The sequence below is a fragment of the Tessaracoccus luoxuelianae genome, from assembly GCF_054483915.1.
This window is the reverse complement of record NZ_JBTLTG010000002.1, coordinates 174,218-200,415: the sequence shown is the minus strand read 5'-3', so window position 1 is coordinate 200,415 and position 26,198 is coordinate 174,218. Positions and strand designations below refer to the sequence as shown.

The following is a 26,198-nucleotide window of genomic DNA, read 5'->3' as shown; positions in this document are numbered from 1 at the left end:
TCAGCTTTCGGGGGTGACGACGTTGACGACCTGGACTTCGGCGATCCGCAGGGTGGCCGTGTCGGACAGCTGCGTGGTGATGGTGCCGCTCTGCCCGATGCCGGACCAGTTGACCACCCAGTAGGAGGTGGCGGTGATCGTGTACTCGCCATCCTTGGCGTACATGTGGCCACAATCTGGCGATGGTTCGTTGTGGACCCAGATGGAGCGCCAGGGCTTGCCTTGGCCGCAGGTGATGGTGGTGCCGTCGCCCATGTCCCACACGACCTTCTCAACTTGGCCGGTGGCGGAGACGGTGTAGCCGGCCTCCGACACCGATCGGGTGATCGGCCCCCACGTCGACGGGGTCGGGTTCGACACCCACATCCACGCATTCCAGCCGACGTAGCCGAGATCTCTCGGTGCTCGTTCGGCTTGTTCGGGGAAGGTGCCCATCCGGATCGCTTCGAGCTGCATCCGCTCCACTGCCCGCCGCGCCAACACGGCGGGGTCAGGCGGGGCCTGCAATTGCGCGGCTGCGGACCACAGGTCCCAGGTGTTGCTCCAGCCACCTTCTGTGCCGGTCCGGCACTCGATGATGGTCCCCGTGGTGTTGCCCTTCCAGATGACATCGGTGAGCGGGGGCTGGACGGGCTTGACGCGGGCGTAGCACTGCAGGTCGGGCCGCCAGGCCAGGCCCCACTGGTAGCAGGGCAACTCCGCCCCGGTGCCGGTAAAGCACCCCGACGGGGCGGATCCGCCTCCGGCGCCAGCACTCCCCTGCCCCCCGCCGCCGCCCCCGGACGACGAGCCAGGAACTTGGACGCTCACCACGACTGTGTACTCGTCGAGCACCGCACCGCCGGTGCCCTCGGCCATGGCCTGAGGGGCGGCACCGCAGAGGATCGCTAGGAGTGCGAAGCTCAGACTCTGCGCCAATCGGGTCATCAGCATGATGTGACCGTTTCACTCTGGCCGCCCTGGACCCGCCAGCTGTTGCCCACCTCGACGACGTCCAGCCTCGTGTCAACGAAGCGGCTGCGGTCGGGGTCGAGGACGGAGTTGCCTGCAGCGTCGACCATGTCGCTGTTGGTGCTGTCGCTGCAGACGCGAACCTCGACGGATCGCATTCCCCCTGCCTCCACGACCGGCCCAACACCCTTGTAGGTGTAGACGTTCTCGCCCACCTGCACGGCGCCCTTGGTTCGGTAGTCAATGACCACCTGCGACAGGTCACTGGTGAAGGTGCCGGTCGTGGTGTCAGCTACCTGCTGGAAGTCGGCGTCGGGGTCACTGCGGACGGCGTTCATCGCGCGGAAGTACTCCACGACGACGGCCTGAGCGGCCTCCTGCTCCGGTGACAAGGTGCTGGTCGGTGACGGCGACGCGCTAGGCGAAGGGCTCGAGGTCGGAGTGGATGACGGGGACGCGGCCGGGGTGCTGACCACGGGTGTGGGCGTCTCGACAGGTTCTGGGGTGCATGCACCGAGCAGGAGTAGCGCGGCGAGTGCAGTGGGTGCGAGTCGCTTGATCATCATCTCTTCGTCTCCGTCAGGATGGGGTGAGTCGTTGGGTGGGTGAAGTGGCGGTCACGTCGATGCTGACCGGGAACCCCGGGATGACGCGCAGGGCGGTGCCGGTGATGGTGACCGTGGTGAGGCGGGCGGCGCGCTGGGCCGACACGTGGAGGTTGTTGATGGATCCGTTGTCGGCGGCCGTGAGGGCTTTCGATTGTCCGTGTCCTGCGGTGGCGTTGAGGGCTGCTGCGGCTCTGGCTCCGTCTTGTGCTGCTGCTTGGGCGGTGGCGTGTGCCCAGGTGAGCATGGCCCACTGCATGGTCAGCCACAGGGCGCTGAGGACCAGCGGGAACAGGATGCTGGCCAGGACGGAGGAGCTGAGGCCCCGCTGGTCCTGGTCAGGAGGGGAGGTTGGCCTGCACATATGCGGTGAGCGCGGAGATGAGCATGACGGCGATCCCGACCGCCCCGGCCAGCAGGATCGCGTTCTCGGTGGCCTGGGACAGGCCGCGCTGATCCCGGACCCGGACACGCGTGGTGTGGGTGTGGAGGGCGGCGGTGAGGTAGCAGTAGAGAGCAAGCATGGTGGGTTTCCTTTCGGTTGTTAGATCATGCGGAGGACTGCGGGGACGACCAGGGTGATCGCCAGGACGAGGACGAGCAGGGCGACGGGGACGGCGATGCGTTCCCCGTCGGCGTTCGCACGGGAAATTTGTTGGTTGAGGGTGGCGTTGCGCATGGCGGCGCCGCGGGCGCGCAGTGAGGTGTAGATGCGGGTGCCGTCGGCGCCGGCCAGGCGCATGATGTCGGCCAGGTCGACCAGATCCGTGAGGTCGTAGTGGTGGCCCATGTCCGCCAGCGCGTCCCACGGGTTCTGCCCGGTGTACTGGGTGCGGCGCAACACGGTAGCCAGCCGTTGGAACACCCACGAATCGCCGGTGTCTGCGGCACGCAGCAAGGCTTCGGGGACGGTGGCGCCGGAGAGCCGCTCCAGGGCCACCATTTCCACGAACGCCACCAACGCGTAGCTGAACTCATCGCGGGCCTTCCGGGCCTGGTCGCGGAGCTCGCTGTTGGGCAGGAACCACATGATCGCCGCGAACCCGATCGAGCCGAGCACGGGCACCGCGACAGGGACCGGGAGCCCGAACATCATCGTCGCCGCACTGATCACCGGGACGACAAGGAGGCCGAGGATGCCGGAGATCAGTTTGGAGCCGTAGAACGCCGCCTTCGTGCGCCCCAACAGTGCCAGGTCCTTCTCCGGTGCCACGCCCCAGATGACCGCGGGAAGGTGGCGTTCGGCCCAGCGACCAAGCCGCACCTCCGCATCCACAGCCGGCCCGGTAGGTGTGTCGAGGCTGATGCGAGGTTGGAGGCGACCGATCGCGTCCTTCAGATGAGTCGGCGCCGGAACGAACCCGGCGACGAGCAGGATGAGGCCGGCGGTGATCGTGGCACCCGCGAGCATGGCCAGCTGCAGCGCGGTCATCGCACACCACCCTGCCTCGCGGCGACGATATCGGTGGCGGGCTGTGCGGTGATGCCGGTGCCGATGAAGCGTGGCAGAGGTTTGGTGGCGGAGATGCGCCCCATCCACACCAAGGCGGCCAGGTACAGGGACATGAAGACGGTCAGCAGGACCTGGCCCAGGGGGGTGCGGTAGGGCTCGACGTAGCTGCCGGCCAGGAACAGGCCGGTCAGGAGGAGCGCGGAGATGATGGTGATCATGCGGGCGGCGGTGCGGGCCTTCTGCTGCTCGGTTTCGACCTGGCGGCGTGCCTTCACGTCCTCGTCGATCGATTCGGCCAGGCCCTGCATCGCGGACGCGACACCGGGGCCGCGGCGTTCCGCGGCGAGGATCAGGGTGGCGGCGAACAGGTCCCCGGTCGCATCATCCAACTCATCGGCAAACAGGCGGAGCGCGGTGGCGGTGGCGACGTTGGCGCGGACCCGTGCCGCGAGGCGGCCGATTTCGGGGGCCAGCGCGGCGGGGGCGGAGCGGGCGGCGTGCAGGATCGCCTGCTCCAGGCCGCGGCCCACGGTGAGCACGCCGCCGAGGGCGCGGGCGAAGTCCGCCAGGGCGTTGAGCCGCTCGATGCGGTTCGTCGCCCGACCGGTGATCATCTTGTAGATCATCACCGAGGCGGCTGGTGCGATGACCAGGGCGACGAGCCACCCGGTGACGACCGCGGTCAGGGCGCCGGCGGCCAGCCCGGCGAGGGCGACGACACGGACCTTCGACAGCCGGCGGCGCCGGCGGATGCGGGGGGTCTTCGCGGGGGTGACGGGGTGGGGGGTCAGCGCGTAGATGAGGCCGAGGATGCCGGCGACGATCAGCGCACCCGACAGGGCAGCCAGGACGGTCATGGGCGGGTTCCCCGTTCGGCGTTGAAGCCGGCCAGGTCGAACCCGAACCGCTCGAGCATCCGGAACCTGGGGGGCAGGATCTGGGCGGTGGCGCGGTGGCTGCCCGGCTCGGCGGCGAAGATGGTGGTGGTGGCGTAGCCCTTGGCGTCCTCGCCGGGTTCGACGGCGATGATCTCGCTCACCCAGCGGCGTTTCCGCCACGTCCCGTCGGGCTGTTGGACGGATTCGACCTGGAGTTGGACGATCACGTCGATGTCCTCGGCGATCACGTTGAGCGCGTACTCGCGGGTGATGTTGGCACCTTCCTGCGTCGCGCAGGTCACGAGCTTGCGGATCGCGCCCTCGGCTGTGCGGGCGTGGGTGGTGGACATGGAGCCGGACCCGGACTGCATGCATTTGAACATGGTCACGATCTCTGAGCCGCGGACCTCACCGACGATCGTGTAACTCAAGTTGGCTCTGAGGGAGTCTTCGAGGGCTTCGCGGACGGTGTATTCGCCGGCGCGGCGGCCGTTGAGTCCGATCTCTCCGGAGCCGGGGTTGGCCTGCCACTCGTGGACAACCTGGTGGTCGCCGGTGTCTTTGAGGTACAGCTCGTATTCGGTTTCGATGGTGCCGATCTGCACGTGTGCGGGCAGCTCGTGGGCCAACGCGCGCAGCATCGTGGTCTTCCCGGTTCCCTGGTCGCCGGAGACCACCAGCGACATGCGGGCCTGCACCACCGCCGACAAGAACGACGCGGCAACGGATGAGAGGGATCCGAGTGCAACGAGTTCGTGGAGGCCTGCGTCGATGAGGCGGTTGCGGCGGATGATCACCGTCGGCCGGGACGTCACCCACGCTGAGGCGAACAGGCGGGCGCGGTTCGGTAGCGCCAGGTGGAGTTTGGTCGCGGCCTCGGAGAACTCGCGCGGCTTGGGTTGGTGGGCGGCCATGAAGGTCAGGTACTCGATGAGCTGCTCGTCGCTGGAGGCCACCGGCGCGGCCGGGACGAGTTCGCCGTCGCTGTTCTCGACCAGGACGTTGTCGTAGCCGGAGATGATGACGTTCTCCACCGCCTCATCGTCGAGGTAGGGCTGGAGCCGGCCGAGGCGGAAGACGGCATCGAACAGGGCTTGGGCGAGTTGGTGCTGGTGGTCGAGGGTCCAGGTGAGTTGGCCGCGGACGGTGGAGGCGCGGGATTCCTCCTCCAGGACCGCGGCGATGATCTCCCGCCCGACGTCCTCGCGCTCCGCGGGGTCGGGGTCGCGTTCCGAGAGTTCCGCTGAGACGCGTTCGCGGAGGGTGTCGACCAGATCCCAGTCGATCTCCCCCGCCAGGCGACGCTGGACGCGGGGGGCGAGCACCGGCCGCACCAACTCGGGCTGCGCGTCGGGCGCCTGCTGGGCTTGGCGGCGTGGCTCGTCGGTGGTGAGCATGCGGAAGCTGCCGCGGGTCCGGCCCGCCGGTGGAGTGGGTTGGGTGAACAGGGCCAGGGTGCCGGGGTCGATCTCGGCAGCGGCTTCGAGTGCGTCGCTCATGCGGAAACCCCCAGGGCGGTGATGGATGTGGTGTGGAGCTCCTCGGCGGCCTGCCGCAGCGCCTTGCGGAGCTTGAGGCCACGCTTCGGCTCCGGCTGGCCGTGGCTGAGGACGGCGGCCTCCTCCGGCGCCCACGGCAACGAGGTCGACACCTCGCGTTTGATCACCGATGCGACGGCGTGGGCGGTATACGGCCGGTTCGGGCCGATCAGCAGCCCACGCACCGGGGCATCCGAGGGCACCTCCGCGGCCGCCACGGCTGCAACCGCCGGTAGATCGCTACGCATGGCCAGCAGCAGCTCGTCGGCGGCCCGGGCCAGGGGGGTGGCGAAGTGCGTGTGGCCGAGGCGGCCCAGATCGATCAGGACGTCGACGCCGAGCTGGGACAGCACCCGCAGCTGCGCGGCCAGCGCCGGCCACAGATCGCTGAGTCCGCCGGCCTGGGCGGCGCCGGCGGGCCCGGGGATCAGGGAGGCGGTCTCCGACAGCCGCAGCGGCAACTCGCGGACTGCGGCCTCGAGGGCGCCCTGCCGGTGGGCGGACCAGAGTTCGACCAGCGTGCCGGGATGACCCACGGTGCCGCGGTAGTAGCCAGCCAGGATCGCCGACCCGCCCACGGGGTCGGCGTCGACCAACAGCACCTGGTTCGGCCACTCCAACGCCAGACCCAGCGCGGTCGTGGTCACCCCAGGCGAACCCGCAGCGGAGGTCAGCGCGTAGACAGCCATCAGGTGTCCCGGCTGTCGAGGACCAGCGCCGCACGACCCAACGCCGCCGCCGCCGCCGTCCGCGGTGCATCATCCTCGGCGACGTCCACCGAGACCGAGACCTGACCGGAAGCCTCATCGCGGGCGGTGGCCACCACCACGGCCGGGATCACCACGTTGACGGTGCACTGCGCCGTCGAGGTGCCTTCAGGGGTGTCGATGGTGCCGGACTCCCCCGCCGCGCAGGCGTAGGCCGGCTCGGTCAGGATCACCCGCACCCGGTCCCCGACCTGCAACGGCACCGCCGGCTCCGCACCAGGCGGCAACGACAACCCCACCACCGTGCGACCCGACGACGGCACCATGACCTCGACCCCGGCGGTCGGGCCCACCAGGGAACCGGCCGCCACATCATGCGCGGCGCGTTTCCCCAACAGGGCAGGCAACTCGTCGGCGTCCAGGTAACTCAGCTGCTGGTTGGGGGCGATCTGAACGGTGGTGAACATCTCCGCGGTCATCACCTGCCCGCGGGCCACGGGGACACGGGCGGCGACCGCCTCGACGGTGGAGCCTGTCGACCAGAACACCAACGCTCCCCCGGCGGCGCCGAGCAGGATCAGCAACCCCGCTAACACCGCGAACAGCGGCCGCCGCTGAGTCCGGGCGGCCGGCGCCGTCACGATCGGCGGCCTCGCAGTTGGTTCGTCTCCTGTTGGAGCCATAGTCATGGTCACACTCTCTATCAACCCGGGCACACTGGTCCCATAGCGTGAACCTACCCGCAACGTACATGTATAACTAGTGACTTTTGGTCACTTCAGGGGAGGGTGTGGACTCCGTAGAGTTCGGCCAGCCGCTGCGCGTGCTTGGCCCGCGGCTGGTGAGCCCCCGACTCCCACCGCCGCACCGTGCCAGCAGCCACCCCCAGCTCTGCAGCCACGTCGTCAGGAGTCAAGCCACGGCGCAGTCTAAGAGACCGCAGGGTCACCACCCCCGCCTCCTCCAGCTCGATCCCAAGCAGTGAACAGATCGTGGCCCAGGTCGCCGGATGCGGCGTCGAGCGGCCGTGCTCCCACGCCGCGACCCGGGTGCCGTCCGCGACACCAACCCGCTGAGCCAGCTGCGCCTGCGTGAGACCCGCGGCCAGCCGTGCCTCACGGAGCCGCTCTGCCACTGACATGCCCACAGGATAGGGGCCCGCCTCACCGCGACACCCCCCGCACACCAGGGGCGGGCCGACCATCCCGATGCTCCGGCCTCACCGCCACCGACCCTGCGCTCTGCCCCGACTGCAGCACCTGCGCCAGGAGCCGCAACGTCACCGGACCCTGCGCCGCCGGCGTCGGCGAAGATTGATCCTCCTGCCCGGCGAGGTAGCGGGCGGCAAGAAGCCGGGTCCCCTCGCGTTCATCCCGGTGGGTAGTCGACACCGACGATCCTGTCTCCTCCCCCACTGCAGCCAACGTCTTACGCTGTCCAGCCAGCCCCAGACGACCCGCCATCACCTCACTCAGCCGACCCGGCAGCCCCTCCACCAACTGCGCCACGCGCTCGCGCTCCTCCCTGAGCAGCACCAGCTCCTCGGGTGACTCACTGACCGGGCCCACCGTGCGGTCCTGCCCGCTGGCGAAGTCCCCGATCCGTTCACTGACCACCTCTCGGCTCTGTAACCGTCGGCGGTTGTGGTCCCAGAACTCGTAGCCGGCCTCCCGGTACGCGAACGACCCCCACGACGCGCGACGAGGGTCCCACCGGTCCACGATCACCGCCATCCGCAGCGACGCCTCCGCGACATATTCATCACGCGCATGGGCCAGAGCAGGTGGGATCTTCCTGCTCCAATGCTTGGCAGCCGCCACACCTGAGGCCGCGATCGCTGCCCGCGCCGACCGGCCCCGTTCCACCAGCGCATCCAGCTCGCTCGGCGACGCGCCTGCTACCAGGGCCTGGGCCTCCGCGACACCTGACCTGGCCGCCGCCGCGATCACCCCAGCGTCACGTTGCCCCGCGAGTTCAACCAGAGCTGCGTGATCCTCGATCCTCGGCCTCTCCGGGTCCAGCAGCGCACTCCTCGGCTCTGCCACCCGCTGCGTCGGACTCGTGTCCGCGGTGAACTGCACCGCCGGGCCCACGCTCGGCCCCATCGGCGGCCTCACAGGCGGTTCTGGGTCACTGACCCGACGAGGCTGGACTACGGCGGCCAGATCACTGCGCTGCTCCAACGTCACCGCAGCAGCCACCAGACCAGACTCCACCCGCATATCAGCAGGCGTCACCGCCAACGCGGCCGCCAGATTCCCACCAAACCCAGTAGCCAGAAGGCCGCGAAGCTTGTCGGCCTCGCTGGACTGAGTGGCTGTCAGCTGGAGCGCCAGCATGGCCTTACGGAGGTCGTCCGTCGGGGCTGTCTGACGCGGGAGCATCTCTTTCCACACCTCGTACGCCCGGAGCCACTGCATGCGACTTGCTTCCAGCGCCACCAGGAGGCGTTCGTGGCCAACACCGTCGGCGACCTCCAAGCCCTTCATCGCAGTCGCCCCGGCGCTGAGCAGCGAGTACTGGGTACGACTCACGACCAAAGCCGCACTCGGGTCAATCGTGTCGATTGTCGACGCGAGAGTCAGTCGCCATTCATTCAGCCCGGCCTCGAAGGTCCTGATCGGAGGAGTCGCCTCAAGCAGACTGCGCTCCACCCCTGCCAGCACGAGCTTGGACGCACCCTCCGCCCGGCGGGAGGCAGCACGAGTGACATACAGCGCAACCGCGCGCAACTCCTGGCGTTCACGCTGATTAGGCGGCGTGCCCGGTAGTACATCTAGACCGACCTCCCGCAAAGCGGTGCGTCGAAGCTGCAAGGGTTCTACAACCACCAGCGAGCGGACCCCAGCGGCGCGTCGGATCGCCGGATCAGCCCCACCGAGGAACTCATCGCACTGGCTGACGGTGTGCGCCCAAGTGTTCAGCGACACACTGCCCCCATTCAGGACCGCAGCGGCGGCCCGAACTGCTCGCTCAAACCTGGCCACTTCAGCCCTTGACCAGGGTGTGACGAACATCGGAAAGGAGCAGCACTAGCCGAAGCGCCTCGGTGGTCAGCTGGGCCGGATCCCAGTCCGCAGCCCTACGAGCTGCCTGGTCAATGCACTCTCCCACCGATGCCGGCAGCTCGAGCGTCACCTCGTCAGCGCCATGCGCCAGATCAGACGCCATCACCTGGCAGGCGACGATGTCCAAGGCTGTGAAACCAGGAACCGTGTCGTCGTACATCATCAGGTGACTGGCCTCATCAACCAGCGCAAACACCTCATACGAACCTTCGATCACTACGTCCTCCTTCGGTGTGTTTGCCTTCTTGTTCGTCAAGGTCGCGCCTCACTTCCCACTATCCACAGGCACGAGGGCCGATCCCATTGCCCCGCCTGTCCTCGATTCGTAGAACCCCGACGAAGTCCCTCTACAGCGGAACCAACCCCTGGGAAGGCAAAACTGCCGCTATCACCGTCATTAGCGGTGATAGCGGCAGTTTGCTTCGGTGAACGGTCAGTCTCGGATGAGAGGCATCCGACCCTGGACCTGGGGGAACGGCACCCCATCGTTGAACTGCTTCTCCAGCTGCTCGACGTAAGCCATCACGGCACGGCCCATGAAGCTCGAGAAACTCTGCGTGCCGAGGTGCGACATGGTGTGCATGTAGGCCGCACGAACTCGATCCGCCCGCTCGGGGTCCATGTATATCGACACTTTCGGGTAACGCGGCTCCCCTGGCTTCGCTGGCGTCGCCGGCAGAGGTTGAACGACGACCGCGGGGACCAACTCGGGCGGCTGGGCCACACTTCTCTCCGGCGCAGCCTCGGCGGTGACCTTCTCAAGGACCGGCTCCTCCACAGGGATGGGCGATCGACCCGCGATTGTCGACTTCTTGGGTTGTGGTCGGTCTCTCATGCCAATGCCCTCTCCAGGTTGTCCAGGTATCCGTCGTAGATCGCAGCCAAATCGTCCACACCCCCCCACTCGTCGAGGCCGATTCCAGCCTCAACGCTGTCCGCGATAGCCACACGCTTCGGCACCTTGGGGCTGTACACCTCGACGCCGAGCTCAGCGGCAAGCGCGTCGATCTCCTTGAGCCAATGCGCGCTGCTGACAGTCTGCTGCTCTAAACGGTTGACCACGATTCCTGCGATCCGCAGACCGGCGTGGTAGTTCGTCCTCACCCCATGGATCGTGTTGAGCAACGAGCCCAATCCGTTCGCCGAGAACAGCTTCGCCTCAGTCACGATCAGGGCCAGCTGGGCCGCGACCAACGCGTTGATGGTCAATTGGTCGACAGCCGGCGCACAGTCGATAAGGATTAGGTCGTACTCCGAAAGAGACGCCAGGGCAGTCGCTAGTCGCCGTTCCCGCCCGATCGTCTCCCCCACAAGCTGATCACGGACCCACGCCAGCGGCTCACCCGATGATGGCGCAACGTCGATCCCCCACGGCCCCTCGACAAGAACATCCGCCAGGGCCTCCGGCGGCCGCTTCAGAACATCTGCGATGCCTACTTGGTCCGGCTCTACCTCCGCCAGCGCAGCCGTCGAGTTCGCCTGCGGGTCCAGATCGATCACCAAGATCCGGCGGCCCCGGCGAGCCGCCGAACGCGCAAGGTGGAACACGGTCGTCGTCTTGCCGACCCCACCCTTCTGATTCACCACCGCCACGACTCGAGCATGTGACATGCAAGCCACCTTTCCATCGCCGTTACTACCGCCCATAGGGTTACTGCCAGTATTGCTGGCAATCCCCAGCTGGAGACCCGCGACACGCCGGGGAATCCCACCGCATCAGTACTAGTACCAATGCGGGCACAGGCGTCCTAGCCGTTATCAGTACTAGTAGGCCGCTCCCACTACAGCCTCACCACCCGTCGCTGGGTCAAGCACACACTACCGCTACCACTACTAGTACTCATGACAGCAGTAGTGCTATTGCCGTCGTCAGTACTAGTGGCGGTGACGGTAAGCGCCTGCTAGGTACGCCGCTATCACCGGCAGTAACTCTGATAGCGGTATTCAGCCGCGACTGGGGCTCGCGCGACCACGACAGTCCCTGCCACTTTGTGCTGCCGCGCGGTGCTTCGCACCGCTTGCCTTCGAGGGCTGTGGCCGAGTTCGGCTCGTCGGCGGAGGGGTGGGTGGGGGAGTGGGGGTGCAGGGGTGTGGTTGGTGGTCAGGCTGCGAGGAGCAGCTGGAGGCGTGCTTGTCTGAAGGTGGCGCGGCCGTCGGGTCGTCTGGGGTATTTGCCCCATTGGCTCCAGGGGCCTTTGTCGCCGAGGGCGGGTTGGTGGCGGTGTCGTTCTCTGGTGCGTTGGAGTTCGACGATCCACCAGCGCCACATCGCTTGTTCGATGCTGTACGTGGTTTCGCGTCTGGCGAGGGTTCCGTGGACGCCTCGGGCCTGGGCGAGGGCCTCGAGGTGGTCGGGGGTGTGAGGGTGGAGGAGGCCGGCGTTTGCGAGGTCCTGGAGCGCGTCGGCTTGGGGTGGGGGAGTGTCGTGCCGGCGAGCGTAGGTGTTTCCTACTTCGACGCCGAGTCCCCGTCGGGTGAACAGGTCGTGTCGGGCCGCCTCCTGGCGGGCGGTGAGGGTGGTGCGGAGGCGGTCGCGGGTGGTGCCTGTGGCCGGGGGTGGGGTGCGCGGTGGGACCGCTTGTGACCGGAGAGACTCCAGGGTGTTGTGGATATCTCGTTTGGGGTCGATGGTCCAGGTGGCGGCTTGGGTGCCGGCGGCGGGGGTGACGAGTTGGGTCCATCCGTCTGCCTGGAGGCGGTGGAGCGCCAGGCGGGTGTTTTCTCGGGAGATCCCGGTGCGGAGGGCCAGGTGGCGGATGGAGGCGTCGACGTCGGGGGTGACGGCGTCGAGGGCGATCAGGTGGAGGGCGTCGAGGATGCGGCGGTCTGTGGCGCCGTGGGGGCCGCTCCAGCGGGTGGGGGAGGCGTCGGCGCGCTGCTGCCGGCGCTCCACGTCGAGGGCGAGGTGTTCGGCGCGGGCCAGGAACGTGTGGTCGGAGCCGTGACGGTCGCCGGTGGTGGCCACGACCGCCACAGCGCGGCGCCACTGCCGGGTCAGCGTGGCGATCGGGGAGTGGGGGCCGGCAGTGGGGCGGGGGGTGCGGTGGCCGGTGTGTGAGTCGCGCAGGGTGCGGACGTGCTCGAGGCCGGGGGAGTGCAGCAGACCGATGACGTCGTCGAAGCGTCGGCGGGAGCGGGCCATGGACAGCAGGATCGTGAACAGGTGGGAGGAGGCGTCGACGGGGTACTGCCCGATCGCGGCCGACACCGCGGCCGGGAGGGGCCGGAGGGCGCCGGTGAGGTAGGGGTGGCCGTGGGCGTCGCGGGGGAGCCCGGCCACCACGTCGTCGTCGAGGCGAGTCAACGCGGGGAGTGCGGCGACGTCTTCGGCGACCAGGTCCGCGAGCCGGTGGAGGTCCTCGGCGGTGGTGGAGGCGCGGGTCAGGGCCTGCGGGTCGCCGGCCACGATCCTGGAGGTACCGCCGGAGGCGTGGGGGGCGCCTGGGGGGCGGACGCAGCCGGTGACCAGGTTCCCCAGCGGGGCACGGTCCAGGGACGGGCAGGCCACCTTCACCCGATCGGTGACCGCATGCACCACCGAAGCCGGCACCCCGTCGTACAGGGCCACCCAGATGTGCCAGCCCTGCCCGATACCGCCCGAGGCACATACCAGGTACTCGATGCCCACCTGATCCAGCCAGCCGGTGATCCTGTCCCGGTCCGCGGCCGCCTGCCGGGCCGCGGCCTCGGTCTTGCCGTCCAGGTCGAACGCGACCAGATGAAACCGGCCGGCCGTGTCGGTCAGGTGCACCGCCCACGGGGCCTCCGGCGCCGGCCCGTCGATCGACGCGCGGCCGATGTACTGCGAGGAGAACCCGCCACTCGCGTCGGGTAGCTGGACCCGTAGATAGTCGCGGGGAGAGATCGCCACCGCGAGGTCCCACGCCGCGACACGCGACACGCCGACCCCACGGGGGTAGGCAGAAACGATTCTGGTATCTATACTCAACGTCAAGACCTCCTTTGGGTTTGATCGCAGTTCCAGTCAGGAAACGGTTTCGAGGGAAGTCCTCCGGCAAGAGTTGGCGCTCGAGCCTCACAACTTGATGACTTGTACGAGCCCCGTTGGCGCGGGGCTCGTTGTCATTTCAGGGGGTTTACCCGGTCATGGGCAGGGTCTCCTCCATGCGGTGGGGGTACTCCTCGGCCGGCCACCACACGGGCACGCCGTTGGCGTCGAGGGGCACGTTCTCAATGAGTCGCTGCACGAACAGCGATCGAGATGCGCCTGAAGCCGCCGCCAGCGCCGACAGGCGCTCGTTCACGACGGTCTCGATGGTCACACCAAACTGGATCGGGTTCACCATGGACTTCCGGGGGCGACGAGGAGCACTCATGCGAATCACACTAGTGTGATTCGCTTAAGGTTAACGGCTGTTTCGCGCGTGTCGCGGCACGAACTTTCGTCTACCACAGCGGGAGTTGGACGCCGTGGCGGTGGGGGAGTGAGGCCAGATGCCGCGCAGCGGCTCCTGTATCGAGCAGCAGCAGGTCGCGCATCACCAGGCTCCGGTCGAACGAGGAGTCCGGGCCGATGTAGTTGCCCGCCGACACCGCACCCCGCGCGATCCAGTCGATCTGGTTCCGCGTCCTCGTCGACGCGACCACATGACCTGGCCCGACCCGCTGACACAGCGGGTTGTCGCACTCATGCGCCAGCACCTCCACATCCCTCAGGGCGTCGAAGCCCTCCGCCAGTGCGAACGCGAACCTGTGTGCCACCACCGCGCGGCGAGGACCCAGCCAGAACCGGCCATGGCCGGCGTTGCGGCTGATCGCCCCCGCCCACCACACACAGTCACTTCCCGGCAGCACCCGCAGCTTCGCCCGGAAACGGCCAACCAGCACCTCCGAAGCCAGATCCTCCGTCGTCAACGACACGATCCCCCCTCGCTCAGATGCCCGGCGCCAAGGACGCCGGATCGGGGGAGGCCGCGGGATCGTGATGGTGGTGTTGCTGCAGGCGGCGGAGCCGGTTGGCCTCACGGAGCTCCAGCCCACACAGCGCCGCGGCCTCCGGCACCGACAGATCCTGGGTCAGGGCGTGCAGGGCCTGGCCGATCCGGCGCTCCGTGTCCTCCACGACCTGCTGCCGCTCCACCGCGGCCGCCGTCGCCACCAACGCATGCTCCCGGATCCTGGCCTCACGCGCTGCAGCCTCCTCACGGCGCCTCACCAGCTGCTCCTGCACCAGCCGGCGCGCCTCCAGACGTGGATTCTGTGCCATCACTCATCGCCTCCCTCGTCGCGGGGGTCTGCTTCCAAGCCCCATCGAATAGAAGAACCCGCACCCAACACCACCACAGCGGACTGACATCTCCCAGAGTCTGTCTGTCGACCCTGAACGCTGTGCGTCCGCACACTCGTTGGCCACGACACAAGAGACCCGCGTGTAGGGTGCCCACCTATGTGCTGCGGCTCTCCCCTGCCCCTGGCGTCGAGGCTGTGCGGAGTTGGCATTGATCGAGGATCCTGGCCAGGTAGCTGTAGGCAGCGAGCCTCTCCATCGCTTCCTGCTCTGTGAGCTCTGTCCGAGTGTGGGTCGTGACGTTGCGAATCGTGAGATTGAGCCCGGTAGCCAGCCCGTTGAGCGCCTTGGCGAGGGGCTCTAGTCCTCCCGCCATGCTCTTGTTGGTCTTGGACTCCGGATCACCAGGCCAGACAAGCTTCGGCTTTCCCGGGGAAGGCTCTCCGCCTGACAAGGTCTCCTGCCAGAACTTTGTGTCATCGACGTCGTGCCGGTCGAGCCGGTCTTTCCAGTACTGGTTCAAGGCCTCAGCCGCTTCGCGGACCGCCACCCGATACTGGTGCGTCGTCCAGTGATTCGCCGCGGCCGACCAGATGAGTGTGTGCAGCCTCGCTGGAGAGAACACTGGGACGTCAGAGTCCGCTGCGGCTTCGGCGTCGCTGATCATGCTGGCGAGCCGGCCTTTGACTGTTGCAGCGGTAGTCCGAACCTCGTGAGGAGACAACCACGCCCTCGGGTTCCGCATCGTCATCCAGTTCGAAAGGGGATCTTGAACACCGATGCCTTGTACGCCAAGGTAGGCGCCTGTAACTTCGACAGCCCTCGCCGCTGCGCCAGCCGCTTGCGCGACTCGGAGTTCCAAGTCGCTGACAGCTTGTGGATCCTGCCCCTCCTTGGTCGCGACTGTTGGCCACAGGCCACGGGATTCCAGATGAGAACTCTCGTGCTGCGTCTGCATCCAGGCCTCGAAGGCTGTCTCGAAGTCCTCGACAGCCGCGACGAGGCGGCGTAGGTAGTCTGATCCGTATCGACTCACAGAGCCATCTTGGCCTACGGACTGGCGGTGATCCTCTTGATGCCCTCGCGGTGTCCGACCGCGCATGACGCGCATCCTTCTGGGTGCTGTGCGACAGAGCGGTCCCGTCTCGCGCCCATCTCGCAGAGGGAACATGAAAGTTGGCTCAGCACGTGACCTCTTTCGTTCTTCCTCCGGTCAAGAGACTGATCATCGGAAACAGCACAGACCCGCACATCACGGCTGTCGCTGCCCAACTTCCCCGCTCGGGCACCGTCATCGTCGATGCATCCACGCTAGACCACACCCTCGTTGAGCTGTCCGGCACAGCCGTGATCCTGAGGGATCTAGCCGACCATCTGGTGGTCCTGAACCAATTCGGCGCCCGCGGATGGCTACGACGCCTGTCCCCTGCCGGAAGCGACGCCGGCATCGTCATGGGCACTCAATCAGCAGCCAAACTCGCTGCTCGTCTCGCTCTGCTTGGCTCGCTCGTCCGTGACCGACACATCCGATGGCTGTCCGATCCTTCTGCAGTCTTCGCCGCCGAAAACAAGATCACGCAGTACCAGATAGCACGACTGGCAGGCGTCCCCGTGCCGGAGTGGCAAGTGGCGACGAGCCGGGACGCCTTGGCGCGCTTCGGCTCATCCATGGTTCTCAAACCACTCGGGCCGGGCAGTTTCCGCTCCGTCGATGGCGAGGATCGAGTGGTCTTTGCGACTGAGGTTGCACCGGGGTCCTTGCCTACAGGGAACCTGCTTGAATCTCCCCATCTCGCGCAAGAGAAGGTGCGAGCCCGACTTCACCTTCGCGTCGTTACCGTCAACGACCATGCGTGGTGCGCTCAGTTGCCGGCGGATGAGCTCACCCTTGACTGGCGTCGCGACCCGGATTCACACTCGGGCTTCGTCAGGGCCACATGCTGGCCTGAAGTCGAGAGCGCTGCAGTCAAGGTGGCAGCGGCGATGAGTGTCGGGTACTCCAGTCAGGACTGGATGGTCGATGAGGACGGCGTGCCACGATTCATCGATCTGAACCCGGGGGGACAGTGGCTTTTCCTTCCCGACGACCTCACCGACGCTGTAGGGCACGCAATCAGCGACTGGCTCGTGGGAGGCTCTCCGTGTCAGTAATCGTCGGGCACCTCGCCGAAGTTCGCCTCTACCTTGCACACGCGTGGGGACTTCTTCGCCCGGGACGAGAGCTGCCGACATTCGCAGCCCCACGGTCGTTCGACGCCAATCTCACTGGATACACGGACGAGGATCTCGATCTGCTGATCGAAGAGGGTCGCCGGCAACTCGATCGCCAAGTCCACGACACTGACAGCGTCCGCGACCGCTCAGGAACGCTCCTTACCCTTAGCCTCGCCGAGGCTGCCCTCCTCGCGACATCAGGGCACTCCTCCTGGTCCGGACCATGGTGGCTCGCGCTGGCGTGGGCTGTGGCGGCTGTGTTCGCATTCCTCGCAGCAGCCGGCGCAGCCAGTCTCCTCGCGGGGCGTGTCGACCTCGGGCGAACGGATGCGGCGCTGGCCGCGAGCCAGCCCTCACCGATTAAGCGGCCACTTGCCATCGGTTACGTCTCGGCCGTCGCGATCGGAGAGGAGACTGTCCGCACCAGATTGACGGTGCTTCGTTCTGCTGCGCTACTCGCGGTCCTCGCGGCCTTGATCTACGTTCCAGTGTTTGTGGCGGCCGGCTGATACGAGCTTGCCGAACACGCGCCGATATGCTGTCCTCATGGCCGATCTGTACGAGTTTCTCAGCGAGGACGCACCGCGGATGCCGCATAACCCCATCCCTCCCGGAACGATCTACACCGCCTCAGTGGAGACGATCGACAATGATCGCTCTGGTTCCCTACTCGGCGAGTTCCCGGTCTGACGACCCTAGTCCAAGGACCCCCGTCAAGAACTCGATCGATCTGCATGGTTCCAGAGCGCCCCCCCCGCTCGTCTCTGTGATGCCTGAATCTTGCGACCACATCCTCCGGCGCAAGTACACGTGTCGCTAGTCTGGCGTCTATGGTCACCAACGCTGAGGTCGAGGAGATCCTCGCGCTTGGACACGAGCTCCGCTCCTTCGAGGTGAAGGGACCCGGCAATCGCACCGACAAGGCGTTCTGCGCGAAGGTCGCACGTGCAACGATGGCTTTGGCCAACATCCGAGACGGTGGGCAGGTCTGTCTTGGCATTGACGAAACCAACATGACAGCGATGATGCCCGGCCTGGATCGGAATCAACTCGCCGCCTGGTCCGACTACGACGGCGTACACGATGCTCTTGCACGCTACTCAGACCCGCCCGTGGCCTTTGCGGTGCACCCGCTTCAGCTGTCGAATGGGGTCGACGTCGTGGTGCTTGAGGTCAGCGAGTTCGACCAGGTTCCGCACATCTGCAAACGGGACTACCAGGGTGAGCTACAGAACGGTGCAACGTACGTGCGCCCACGTGGCAAGCCACAGTCCATCGCCGTCCCATCGGTAGCAGAAATGCGTGATCTTCTGGACCTCGCCACTACCAAGGGGGTTCGGGAGTTCGTTCGTCGTGTCGGCGATGCCGGCCTCGGGCTGGGGGCCGTGCAGTCCGTTGACGAGGCAGCACGCACGGCCTTCGCGACAGAGGCGGAGGCCGCGTGGGCAGATCCCAGTCAAGCATTGGAGTCCATCCTCTCCAAGGGACACTTCGACGTGTCAGTGAGGCCTGACACATTCGACACGAATCGGGTGTCACCGAACTCGCTGGAGGCGCTGGTCGTGCGAAACGCCGTGCGTCTGCGTGGATGGCCAGTACCCTACGTTGATTATCGGAGTCCGATCCTTCGTCACGGCACTTGGATCGGGCAGGACATAGCCCCACAGGGCCTTCCGCACTCAGAAGCCTGGCGCGTCTGCACGAGCGGCCAGTTCCTGCATCGCTGCGTGTTCAGCGGGGACCTGGGAGAGAGGGATGCCGATGCCATGGTTGTCCGGGTCTGGGAGATCCTGTTCTACCTCGTCGAGGTAGCGGAGTTTGGTGCACGAGCGGCGGCAACCCTGCAGTGTGAGTCCATCACGATCGATGTGGCCTTGAACGGCATCGCGGGCAGGCGGCTGATCTCTGGTGACTGGGCCCGCGAACTCGATCGCGAGTATCTGATCCATGCGAATCGGTTGACTGCGTCTGAGACCTGCTCAACCACAGACTTGATGCGTAACCCACGCGGGGTGGGTGTGACTCTTTCACAGACTCTCTTCAGCCAATTCGGTTTGAAGGTGCCCGACCAAGTACTCATTGACTGGCAAGAAAAGACCCTGCGCAGCTGACCTAGGACACGGATCGGCGAGCGCGCGAAGCGCATCGTGGCCGGCCTGACTGTCGCTCAAAGTGGCTGAACCAGTGGCTCAGAGCGGAGTCTTCGGAGCTCCCCTCGACCAGGCAGACTGAGTGTCGTGGGGGCTCATTTTGGGGACGAGTTCTGCGCGGTGGGGACACGGGTGGCCCACCGGCCCAGCGATTTGGTCGAACCTGTCGGACCAGGCCATACGATCAGTAGAAGACCCCTTAGGGTCGCACGACGCAGCGAGGCAGGTAGATGAAGCGCACCCCCAAGGGCCGGTTGGAACTCACATGGATGGGCAAGGACTCTGCTCTCATCCCGGTCGAGGACGGCAAGTACGACTACGCCTGGGTTGACCCCAACGATCCTCGTGCGCTTGAGGTGAAGTCCATCGAGGTCCTGGAGCAGGTCGGTGAAACGAACGGACCGACCGGAGCGAACGACAACCTGCTGATCATCGGGGACTCTGGAGACGCACTCCGTTCCCTCGGGACGATCCCGGAGTACCTCAGCCGGTTCAAGGGGCAGGTAGGGCTGGTCTACATCGACCCGCCGTTCAACACTGAGGAGACGTTCGAGAACTACGTCGACCAGCTGGAGCACTCGATCTGGCTGACGATGATGCGCGACCGCATCCGCGCGATGAGACCGCTACTCGCCCCAGACGCTTCAGTTTGGGTTCACTTGGATGACGGCGAAGTACATCGCATGCGACTCCTGCTGGATGAAGTCTTCGGCGCGGATCGCTTCGTCACCACTGTTGTGTGGCAGAAGAAGACCTCCCGGGACAACCGTGCTGCGTTCAGCTCGAGCCATGACTACATCTTGGTATATGCCCTTCAAGGGGCGCAGATGTGGAAGCAGACACGGCATCGCCTCCCAGATATGGGCAGATTCTCAAACCCTGACCACGATGAGCGGGGACCTTGGCGGAGCGTACCTATGTCCGCTCAGGCGGGGCACGCGACCAAGGCCCAGTTCTATGACATTACGACCCCCACTGGAGTCGTTCACTCTCCGCCCGCCAACCGCGCTTGGACTTACAGCAAGCCTCGGTTCGAAGAGCTCCTCGCGGACAATCTGATCTACTGGCCGCGCGGTGGCAATGGGAAGCCACGCCTCAAGAAGTTCCCCACGGACGATGATGGGTTAGTTCCCATGACAGTCTGGCTCGTGGACCAGGTTGACGGAAATCCCGATGGTAAGCGTGAGAGCATCGCGCTCTTCGGCGAAGCATCGGTGTTCGACACTCCCAAGCCCGAGCGCCTCTTGGAGCGCATCATCCACATAGCTACGTCACCCGGTGACCTGGTGATGGACTTCTTCGGAGGCTCAGGGACAACCGCCGCGGTGGCCCACAAGATGGGGCGTCGATGGCTGACTGTCGAACTGAGTCAAGCCAACGCAGACACCTTCATCATTCCGCGCCTGACTCACGTGGTAACGGGTCAAGATGAGGGGGGCGTCACTTACCGGTCTGAGCGGGTCGCTGTTGAGGAGCTGCCTGAGGGTCTCACCGCGGACGAGGCGCGGCAGTTCAACACTTACCTGACTAGGGTGTTGAAGGAGGAGGACGGGCTTGATGAAGCCACCATCAGGGCCCTTCGCGCCTCGACGAAGACTCGGGAATGCAGGACCCGACGATGGGACTCTGGAGGCGGATTCACCGTCGCAAAGATGGGACCCTCCATGTACGAGGTCGACGACGAATCCGGAGAAGTATTCCTCTCCTCCGCGGCCACGAACGGCACCTGGTCGAAGGCTGTGGCAGGCCAGTTGAAGTTCACCCTGACTCCGGACGATCCCGTGTTCTGCGGGAAGCGGAACCGGCAGCGGCTCGCGGTGATTGATGGTGTTGCGGACGCGACCGTGGTGCGCACGGTTGTTGAGCACTTAGCAGAGAGGGAGAAGGCCGTGATCGTCGCGAAGAGCGTGCTTCCTGAAGCAGCAGAACTGCTCCAGCGCTTGTCGACGGGGTCAAGGATCAAGAAAGCTCCAGGGGATATGTTCCCAAACGGGACGGTGAAGTGACATGGCAGTGAGTATCGCCTACGACGAAGTGCTAATCGAAGAGATCGCGGCACGCTTCGATCTGAGAGCGCCGAACAAAGATGCGCTTGCGACCATCGTGGAGAAGCTGGCTGAGGGTGCCCTCAGCTTTCAAGAGATGATCGCGGACTTGGCGACAGGCGTAGGCAAGACCTTCCTCATGTCGTCGCTGATCGAGTACCTTGCGACCCAGGGCGTGCGACATGTCCTTGTGGTGACGCCGGGCACCACGATCCAACGGAAGACCCTGGCGAACTTCGACGCAGCGTCAGCGAAATACGTACCTGGTGCAGACATTGAGCCATTCATCATCACCCCAGACAACTTCCAGGCCGCGAACGTAGGGGCAGCTCTCCGTGATCCGAACCGACTGAAGGTGTTTGTCTTCAACGTGCAGCAACTGATCCGCCCCACGGACAAGGTGAGTCGAAAGGTGCGCTCCGAGGATGAGAATCTCGGAGACGCGCTGTACTCGTACCTTGAGGGCTCAGACGATCTGTTTGTGATTGCGGACGAGCACCACGTCTACCATGAGAAGGCCACAGCGTTCTCAGCGGCGATCCGGGATCTCGATCCCGTAGCATTGGTGGGCCTGACCGCGACGCCGGACAAGGATGACTACGCGAAGGTGGTATTCCAGTACACCCTAGGCGAGGCCATCGCTGACGGGCACGTCAAGGTCCCGGTGATCGTCTACCGCAAGGATGGTACGAAGGACGAACGGACGCAGTTGCAGGACGCCTGCCAGCTGCTCCGGCACAAGGAAGAGTCCTACGCGGTCTACCGTCAGACGTACCCAGGTGCTCCTGCAGTGAAGCCGGTCCTATTCGTAGTGTGCCAAGGGATCGAACACGCCACCGAGGTCGGCCAGATGTTGGCCCAGCCAGGTTTCATCGGAGATGGGACGCAGGTGCTGGAGATCACCTCCCAGTCCTCTGACGTCGCCCTGGAAGCACTGTCGAAGGTGGAGGAGACGGACTCCCCGATTCGGGCCATAGTCAGCGTCAACATGCTCCGTGAGGGCTGGGACGTGAAGAACATCGCGGTCATCGTGGCGCTGCGCAGGCTGGCATCGCAAACACTGACCGAGCAGATCCTAGGCCGTGGTCTGCGGCTGCCCTTCGGGCAGCGCACGGGAATCCCCGCCGTTGACCAGGTGGACTTGGTGGCTCATGACTCTTACAAACAGTTGCTCGATCAGAAGGACGTTCTCCGCCAGAGAATCCAACTCCCGGCCTTCTCCGTCGAGGTAGATACGCATGGTTTCGCCACGACCGCCGAAGTGGACCAGAGACAGCCTCTCGATTTCATGGATGGACATCGAAACTCAGAGTGGGGCGGTGTCGTGAGCGGCAGTGACCCTGGCAGCAGCCTTGCTGCCGCCCCCGGTCAGTGGGCACTGTTCGATGAGGAGGGAACTGATGGCGACGATCAGCATGTGCCGAGCATGTTGTTCCATGAGACGGCGGAACGGTTGGAGACGGGCATACCCAGGCCCCAGGGCCGTGTCAAGAACGCACCTCAGGTCGTCTTCCCCCGCCGCGAGTCGCTTTTGGCGTATGCGCCCTTCTCGCTGTCTGACATCCCCGACGGGGACGCCGAGAAGGCGGGGGTGGCCTTCGTCAACGAGGTGCCCACTTTCATCTTCCGCGATGCACTAGAAGCCGAGCGCGATGGAGACCAGGTGTCGATCACGGTCGCCCCGCAAGCCCACGAGACCGCACAACAGACCCTAGAAGGTCTCGACGTGGTCTACGACGACCTCGTTGCCATGATCATGCAACAGCCAGAAGTGCCGCAAGAGAAGGCCAGCAAGAACGCGGCTAGGAGGCTGGTACGCGCCTTCCTGAAGGGCGCTGGCGTGGTCCACACTGCCCATGCCGACCAATGGGGTCAGAAGCGTCGCGAGCAGGCCGTGGAAGGCATGCGGCGGCTCATCCGGGACAAGATCGTCAACCGCAAGCTGCAGATGAAGTACCACTTCGTGAAGGTAACCCTGCCCCTGGAACCGGTCGTAGTACCGGTTGAAGCCTTGCCGGCCCACGGACCAGGCAAGTTCAAGAAGCATGCCGCCTACGTCGGCTGGAAGCGCAACCTAATGCCCGTCGCCTACTTCGACGCAGGCTCGACCGAGTTCGAGTTGGCCCGGCTCTTGGATCGCGACGACGCACTCAAATGGTGGCTTCGTGTCTACGTCGGAGGGCAGGCGTTCATACCCACTCCAGAGGGAGCCTACTTCCCAGACTTCATCGCGCTCGACACCGAAGACACTTACTGGCTAGTCGAGAGCAAGGCTGATGACCACGCAAGAGACGACTCCGTGCTCCGCAAGAAGGCCGCCGCCGAAACGTGGTCACGCGCTGTCCGCGATGAAGAGGACTTCGGAGACTGGCGCTACATGTTCGCCACCGAGTCGGACATCAAGCAGGCAGCTGGGTCCTGGAACTCGCTGCTTGTAACTACGAAGCCGGAGTGACCGGGGGCAAGAGCCACGGGCCAGAGTGACCTGACAGGACCACGGGTCTGTCTGACAGGACCACGGGTCTGTCTGATCTGATTGCTGGCTCGGCACGACCGTGAGTTGGCAGCACTCTCTCTTCCGGCCAGGTCCGTCCGTCGTTTCTCTCCCGGTCAGGTCCGTCCGTCGTTGCAGAACCTGCCAACGCATCGTCCTGTCCCAGCCTGGTTTCTCTGCACCATGGATATTGCGCTCAGGTAGAGCCGGTGTTCCGCTGTGTGGTGAACCAGTGTTCCGGGCGGTGGTGAGCCAGTGCGACGGGCGTGGTGGGGTGGGCTGTGGGTGTCGGGGGCCGGCCGGGACGGTCGGCCCCCGACTGTTGGCTATTCGAGGTGGGTGAAGTGTTTGCGCATGGAGTCGTCGCAGTTGAGGACGGTGGCGTGCGCGTTGGTGGTGATCCGGTCGACGATGGCGTCGGCGAGGATCTTCTCTTCCATCCGGTCGTGCCATTGCCCGGGCGGCAGCTGGGTGCAGTAGATCGTTGAGGCCCTCTTGTGGCGCCGGTCGATCAGGGTGTGGAGTTGCTGGACCTGGGGCCGGCTCGGCGGCGTGAGGAACCAGTCGTCGATGATCAGCAGCTCGACCTTGACCAGCGTGTCGAGGCATCGTTTCTTGTCGCCGGTGCGCTCAGCGATGGTGATCCGGTCGAACAGTTCATCGGCGGACAGGTAGAGCACCCGGCGGTACTGCTGGCAGGCCTTGTTCCCCAGGGCGCAGGCGACGTAGGTTTTCCCGGCTCCGGTGGGTCCTTGCAGGATGACGTCTTGGTGTTTGACCAGGTAGGAACCGATCGCCAGCCGGCTGATCAACTCGGCGTCGACGCTGCGTCCGGGCATGGCCTTGAGGTCGGCGATGTCGGCTCCGGGTTGCGCGAGGCCGGCCTGCCGGCGGAGTCGGTGCAGCTTGCTGTCGCGGCGCCGTTCGTATTCCCAGTCGACGGCCTGCTTGACCAGCTCGGGGCCGTTCAACGAGGCCGCGGTGGTGGTGTCGGCGAGGTTCTCGAAGTACTCGGCCATCCCTGAGAGCCGCATGGTCTTGAGCCGGGTGAGGGTCTCGATGTCGATCATGCCCGGCTCCCGTAGTAGTCAGCGCCGCGGACGAACCCTGCATCACCCAGCGATGGCGGCGGCGGGGTCGGGGCAGGTGTCCATCCTGCCCATAGCTTCTTGATCAGCGTGTAGGACGGCGCCGGGGTAGCCGCCAACGCCCTGCCGCAGGTGTCCTCCAGCCGGGCCATGCCGCCCGACCTCTTGGCCAGCGACATCACCCCTAGGCATGACCGGTACGACTGCTCGACGATCTTCCGGGAGCCCAGGATCGCCCGGATCGCGGCCACCGTGTTCGGCCCGACGGTCGAGGCCCACTGCTCGAAGCGTTCCGGTGACCAGTCCACCAACCGGCTCAGGTGCGAGGCCGGCATATGCGCGGGCAGCGTCGAGTAGCGGCCCCTGACCCCCTTGAACCGCGGATGGGACGCGACACGCTCGACACCGTCGAACACCTCCACGATGCTGGAGGTGACCCGGACATCCAACGACTTGCCGATCAACCGGGCGGGGACCGAGTAGAAGTTCCGGTCGACCTGGACGTGATAGTTCGGCCCCACCTTCGCCTTGCGGAGATCGGCCAACTCGAATCCGATCGGCGGCAGCGGCACCAGCAGCGGCTTCTCGTCACGTTCGAACACCACCAGCCGAGAGTCCTCCCGTTTCTGGAACGGGCGGGCGTTGATCGCAGCGACCTCGTCGAAGATGGCCTCGTTCAACTCCGCCAACCCGACGAACTGGCGATTGCGCAGTATCGCCGCGACCTGCCCGGCGACGAACCGGACGCTGCCTTCGACCACCGCCTTGTCGCGGGGACGTTTCACGCGGGCCGGGATGATCGCGGTGCCGTAATGCTCCGCCAACTGCGCATAGGCCGGGTTCAACGCCGGCTCATACCTGTCCGCCCGCGACACACCCGTGCGGAGGTTGTCAGGCACCAACAGCCGACCCACACCCCCGAACTGCTCGAACGCATGCACGTGACCCTCGATCCACGACGAGAGCGTCATATCGGTGAATGCCTCCACATACGTGTAGGCACTAAACGACAACGCCGCCACGAACACCCACGCCTGCGTCGGCGTCCCGCTCAGCGGGTCCGCGAACCACAGCGCGTCCCCGGCCCAGTCGACCTCGACCGACTCCCCGGGGCTCCGCTGGATCCGCATCGACGCCCCCGTCGACTTCATCCAGCGGCGGTACTGTTCGTTGAAGAACGAATACTGATACGGCACCTCGCCCGTCGAACGGCACCTCGCCACGTACTCGTTCCACAACACCAGCAATGTCACCGACGGCCCACCCAGCTCCCGGTGCACATACTCGAAATCTGGTGCAGCCCGCCCAGAGTCCGCCCTCACCGGCTCCGGCAGCAACAGGGCGCGGACCTCCTCAGCCCCGAGGTCCGCAACCTGCCCGAACACGACACCAGCCGAGTCCGCCGCAGCGAACACCCCCGCCACCGTGTTACGTGAACACCCCAACGCGTCAGCGATCCCGCGCTGACTCACCCCCTCAGCACGAAGCTGAAGAATCCTCTTGTAGTCAACCATCGAAGGCGACCCCTCTCGTCACGCCCGTGCCCCAACGGCACGAACCCGACGAACCTCCCACACGCGAAACCGCGGCCGACCCCGGCGTCACCATGGCTCAGCCATCAACGGAACACCGGCTCACCCCACAACGGAACACCGGCTCTCACCCAGCGCAATATGCAGCACCATGGCGTCGGCGTGTACGGCACCGCGGTCAGCTCGATCAGCGATGTCCCACAGCACATAGAACTCAGGTGCCTCCC

27 protein-coding genes are annotated in these 26,198 nt (G+C 65.7%); 6 read left to right on the top strand and 21 right to left on the bottom strand.

What is annotated here, in order from left to right; all coding sequences use genetic code 11:
* From ACX1D1_RS16665 to ACX1D1_RS16575, 19 genes are all read right to left on the bottom strand, one after another.
* Window positions 1–933 (bottom strand): hypothetical protein, encoded by a 933-nt coding sequence (locus ACX1D1_RS16665; protein ID WP_459056768.1) that lies wholly within the window; start codon window positions 931–933, stop codon window positions 1–3.
* Window positions 927–1,343, bottom strand: coding sequence for a hypothetical protein (locus tag ACX1D1_RS16660; protein ID WP_459056767.1), 417 nt, complete (start codon window positions 1,341–1,343; stop codon window positions 927–929). Before ACX1D1_RS16660 ends, ACX1D1_RS16665 begins: the two co-directional genes overlap by 7 nt.
* Before the next feature lie 187 nt (window positions 1,344–1,530).
* Window positions 1,531–1,920: a TadE/TadG family type IV pilus assembly protein gene (locus tag ACX1D1_RS16655; protein ID WP_459056766.1), complete on the bottom strand. Its 390-nt coding sequence runs from the start codon at window positions 1,918–1,920 to the stop codon at window positions 1,531–1,533.
* Window positions 1,895–2,080, bottom strand: coding sequence for a hypothetical protein (locus ACX1D1_RS16650; protein ID WP_459056765.1), 186 nt, complete (start codon window positions 2,078–2,080; stop codon window positions 1,895–1,897). The genes ACX1D1_RS16655 and ACX1D1_RS16650 overlap by 26 nt, the downstream gene beginning before the upstream one ends.
* A 20-nt stretch (window positions 2,081–2,100) precedes the next feature.
* Window positions 2,101–2,988, bottom strand: coding sequence for a type II secretion system F family protein (locus tag ACX1D1_RS16645; protein ID WP_459056764.1), 888 nt, complete (start codon window positions 2,986–2,988; stop codon window positions 2,101–2,103).
* Window positions 2,985–3,866 carry a type II secretion system F family protein gene (locus ACX1D1_RS16640; RefSeq protein WP_459056763.1) on the bottom strand — a complete coding sequence of 294 codons (882 nt, stop codon included), beginning with the start codon at window positions 3,864–3,866 and terminating at the stop codon, window positions 2,985–2,987. The genes ACX1D1_RS16645 and ACX1D1_RS16640 overlap by 4 nt, the downstream gene beginning before the upstream one ends.
* Window positions 3,863–5,386 (bottom strand): TadA family conjugal transfer-associated ATPase, encoded by a 1,524-nt coding sequence (locus ACX1D1_RS16635; RefSeq protein ID WP_459056762.1) that lies wholly within the window; start codon window positions 5,384–5,386, stop codon window positions 3,863–3,865. The genes ACX1D1_RS16640 and ACX1D1_RS16635 overlap by 4 nt, the downstream gene beginning before the upstream one ends.
* Window positions 5,383–6,114 (bottom strand): CpaE/TadZ family protein, encoded by a 732-nt coding sequence (locus tag ACX1D1_RS16630; protein WP_459056761.1) that lies wholly within the window; start codon window positions 6,112–6,114, stop codon window positions 5,383–5,385. The genes ACX1D1_RS16635 and ACX1D1_RS16630 overlap by 4 nt, the downstream gene beginning before the upstream one ends.
* Entirely contained in the window at window positions 6,114–6,821 is a 708-nt protein-coding gene (locus ACX1D1_RS16625; RefSeq protein WP_459056760.1) for an SAF domain-containing protein, read from the bottom strand. Before ACX1D1_RS16625 ends, ACX1D1_RS16630 begins: the two co-directional genes overlap by 1 nt.
* Window positions 6,822–6,910: 89 nt before the next feature.
* Complete coding sequence (locus ACX1D1_RS16620) at window positions 6,911–7,273, bottom strand: helix-turn-helix domain-containing protein (RefSeq protein ID WP_182800769.1); 363 nt, start codon at window positions 7,271–7,273, stop codon at window positions 6,911–6,913.
* A gap of 22 nt (window positions 7,274–7,295) precedes the next feature.
* Window positions 7,296–8,666 (bottom strand): sigma-70 RNA polymerase sigma factor region 4 domain-containing protein, encoded by a 1,371-nt coding sequence (locus ACX1D1_RS16615; RefSeq protein WP_459056759.1) that lies wholly within the window; start codon window positions 8,664–8,666, stop codon window positions 7,296–7,298.
* 454 nt (window positions 8,667–9,120) lie between these two features.
* Window positions 9,121–9,456 (bottom strand): hypothetical protein, encoded by a 336-nt coding sequence (locus ACX1D1_RS16610; RefSeq protein WP_458996623.1) that lies wholly within the window; start codon window positions 9,454–9,456, stop codon window positions 9,121–9,123.
* A 177-nt stretch (window positions 9,457–9,633) separates the two neighbouring features.
* Window positions 9,634–9,822 carry a ParB family protein gene (locus tag ACX1D1_RS16605; RefSeq protein WP_255443813.1) on the bottom strand — a complete coding sequence of 63 codons (189 nt, stop codon included), beginning with the start codon at window positions 9,820–9,822 and terminating at the stop codon, window positions 9,634–9,636.
* Window positions 9,823–10,031: 209 nt separating this feature from the next.
* Window positions 10,032–10,793 carry a ParA family protein gene (locus ACX1D1_RS16600; protein ID WP_459056758.1) on the bottom strand — a complete coding sequence of 254 codons (762 nt, stop codon included), beginning with the start codon at window positions 10,791–10,793 and terminating at the stop codon, window positions 10,032–10,034.
* 508 nt (window positions 10,794–11,301) lie between these two features.
* Window positions 11,302–13,101, bottom strand: a complete 1,800-nt coding sequence (locus ACX1D1_RS16595) for a hypothetical protein (RefSeq protein ID WP_459056757.1) — start codon at window positions 13,099–13,101, stop codon at window positions 11,302–11,304.
* Window positions 13,102–13,297: 196 nt separating this feature from the next.
* On the bottom strand, window positions 13,298–13,537 hold the full coding sequence (locus tag ACX1D1_RS16590) for a hypothetical protein (protein WP_459056756.1): 240 nt from the start codon (window positions 13,535–13,537) through the stop codon (window positions 13,298–13,300).
* Window positions 13,538–13,607: 70 nt separating this feature from the next.
* Window positions 13,608–14,081: a hypothetical protein gene (locus ACX1D1_RS16585; protein ID WP_459056755.1), complete on the bottom strand. Its 474-nt coding sequence runs from the start codon at window positions 14,079–14,081 to the stop codon at window positions 13,608–13,610.
* Between the two features lie 13 nt (window positions 14,082–14,094).
* Entirely contained in the window at window positions 14,095–14,427 is a 333-nt protein-coding gene (locus ACX1D1_RS16580; protein ID WP_459056754.1) for a hypothetical protein, read from the bottom strand.
* A 178-nt stretch (window positions 14,428–14,605) separates the two neighbouring features.
* Window positions 14,606–15,484, bottom strand: a complete 879-nt coding sequence (locus tag ACX1D1_RS16575) for a TIGR02391 family protein (protein WP_459056753.1) — start codon at window positions 15,482–15,484, stop codon at window positions 14,606–14,608.
* Between the two features lie 152 nt (window positions 15,485–15,636).
* Between ACX1D1_RS16575 and ACX1D1_RS16570 the strand changes: the two genes are divergently transcribed.
* From ACX1D1_RS16570 to ACX1D1_RS16545, 6 genes are all read left to right on the top strand, one after another.
* On the top strand, window positions 15,637–16,599 hold the full coding sequence (locus ACX1D1_RS16570) for an MvdC/MvdD family ATP grasp protein (RefSeq protein ID WP_459056752.1): 963 nt from the start codon (window positions 15,637–15,639) through the stop codon (window positions 16,597–16,599).
* Complete coding sequence (locus ACX1D1_RS16565) at window positions 16,590–17,171, top strand: hypothetical protein (protein WP_459056751.1); 582 nt, start codon at window positions 16,590–16,592, stop codon at window positions 17,169–17,171. Before ACX1D1_RS16570 ends, ACX1D1_RS16565 begins: the two co-directional genes overlap by 10 nt.
* A gap of 37 nt (window positions 17,172–17,208) precedes the next feature.
* A complete protein-coding gene (locus ACX1D1_RS16560; RefSeq protein ID WP_459056750.1) occupies window positions 17,209–17,352 on the top strand; it encodes a hypothetical protein in 144 nt (47 codons plus the stop codon).
* A gap of 140 nt (window positions 17,353–17,492) precedes the next feature.
* Window positions 17,493–18,773 carry a hypothetical protein gene (locus ACX1D1_RS16555; protein ID WP_459056749.1) on the top strand — a complete coding sequence of 427 codons (1,281 nt, stop codon included), beginning with the start codon at window positions 17,493–17,495 and terminating at the stop codon, window positions 18,771–18,773.
* Window positions 18,774–19,042: 269 nt separating this feature from the next.
* Window positions 19,043–20,818 (top strand): site-specific DNA-methyltransferase, encoded by a 1,776-nt coding sequence (locus ACX1D1_RS16550; protein WP_459056748.1) that lies wholly within the window; start codon window positions 19,043–19,045, stop codon window positions 20,816–20,818.
* Between the two features lies 1 nt (window position 20,819).
* Window positions 20,820–23,312, top strand: a complete 2,493-nt coding sequence (locus ACX1D1_RS16545) for a DEAD/DEAH box helicase (RefSeq protein ID WP_459056747.1) — start codon at window positions 20,820–20,822, stop codon at window positions 23,310–23,312.
* A gap of 365 nt (window positions 23,313–23,677) precedes the next feature.
* On the opposite strand, the gene ACX1D1_RS16540 is transcribed toward ACX1D1_RS16545, so the two are convergent.
* Together ACX1D1_RS16540 and istA are read right to left on the bottom strand one after the other, a co-directional pair.
* A complete protein-coding gene (locus ACX1D1_RS16540) occupies window positions 23,678–24,421 on the bottom strand; it encodes an ATP-binding protein (RefSeq protein WP_459056746.1) in 744 nt (247 codons plus the stop codon).
* Window positions 24,418–25,953: an IS21 family transposase gene (gene istA / locus ACX1D1_RS16535; RefSeq protein WP_459056745.1), complete on the bottom strand. Its 1,536-nt coding sequence runs from the start codon at window positions 25,951–25,953 to the stop codon at window positions 24,418–24,420. The genes ACX1D1_RS16540 and istA overlap by 4 nt, the downstream gene beginning before the upstream one ends.
* Between the last annotated feature and the right edge of the window lie 245 nt (window positions 25,954–26,198).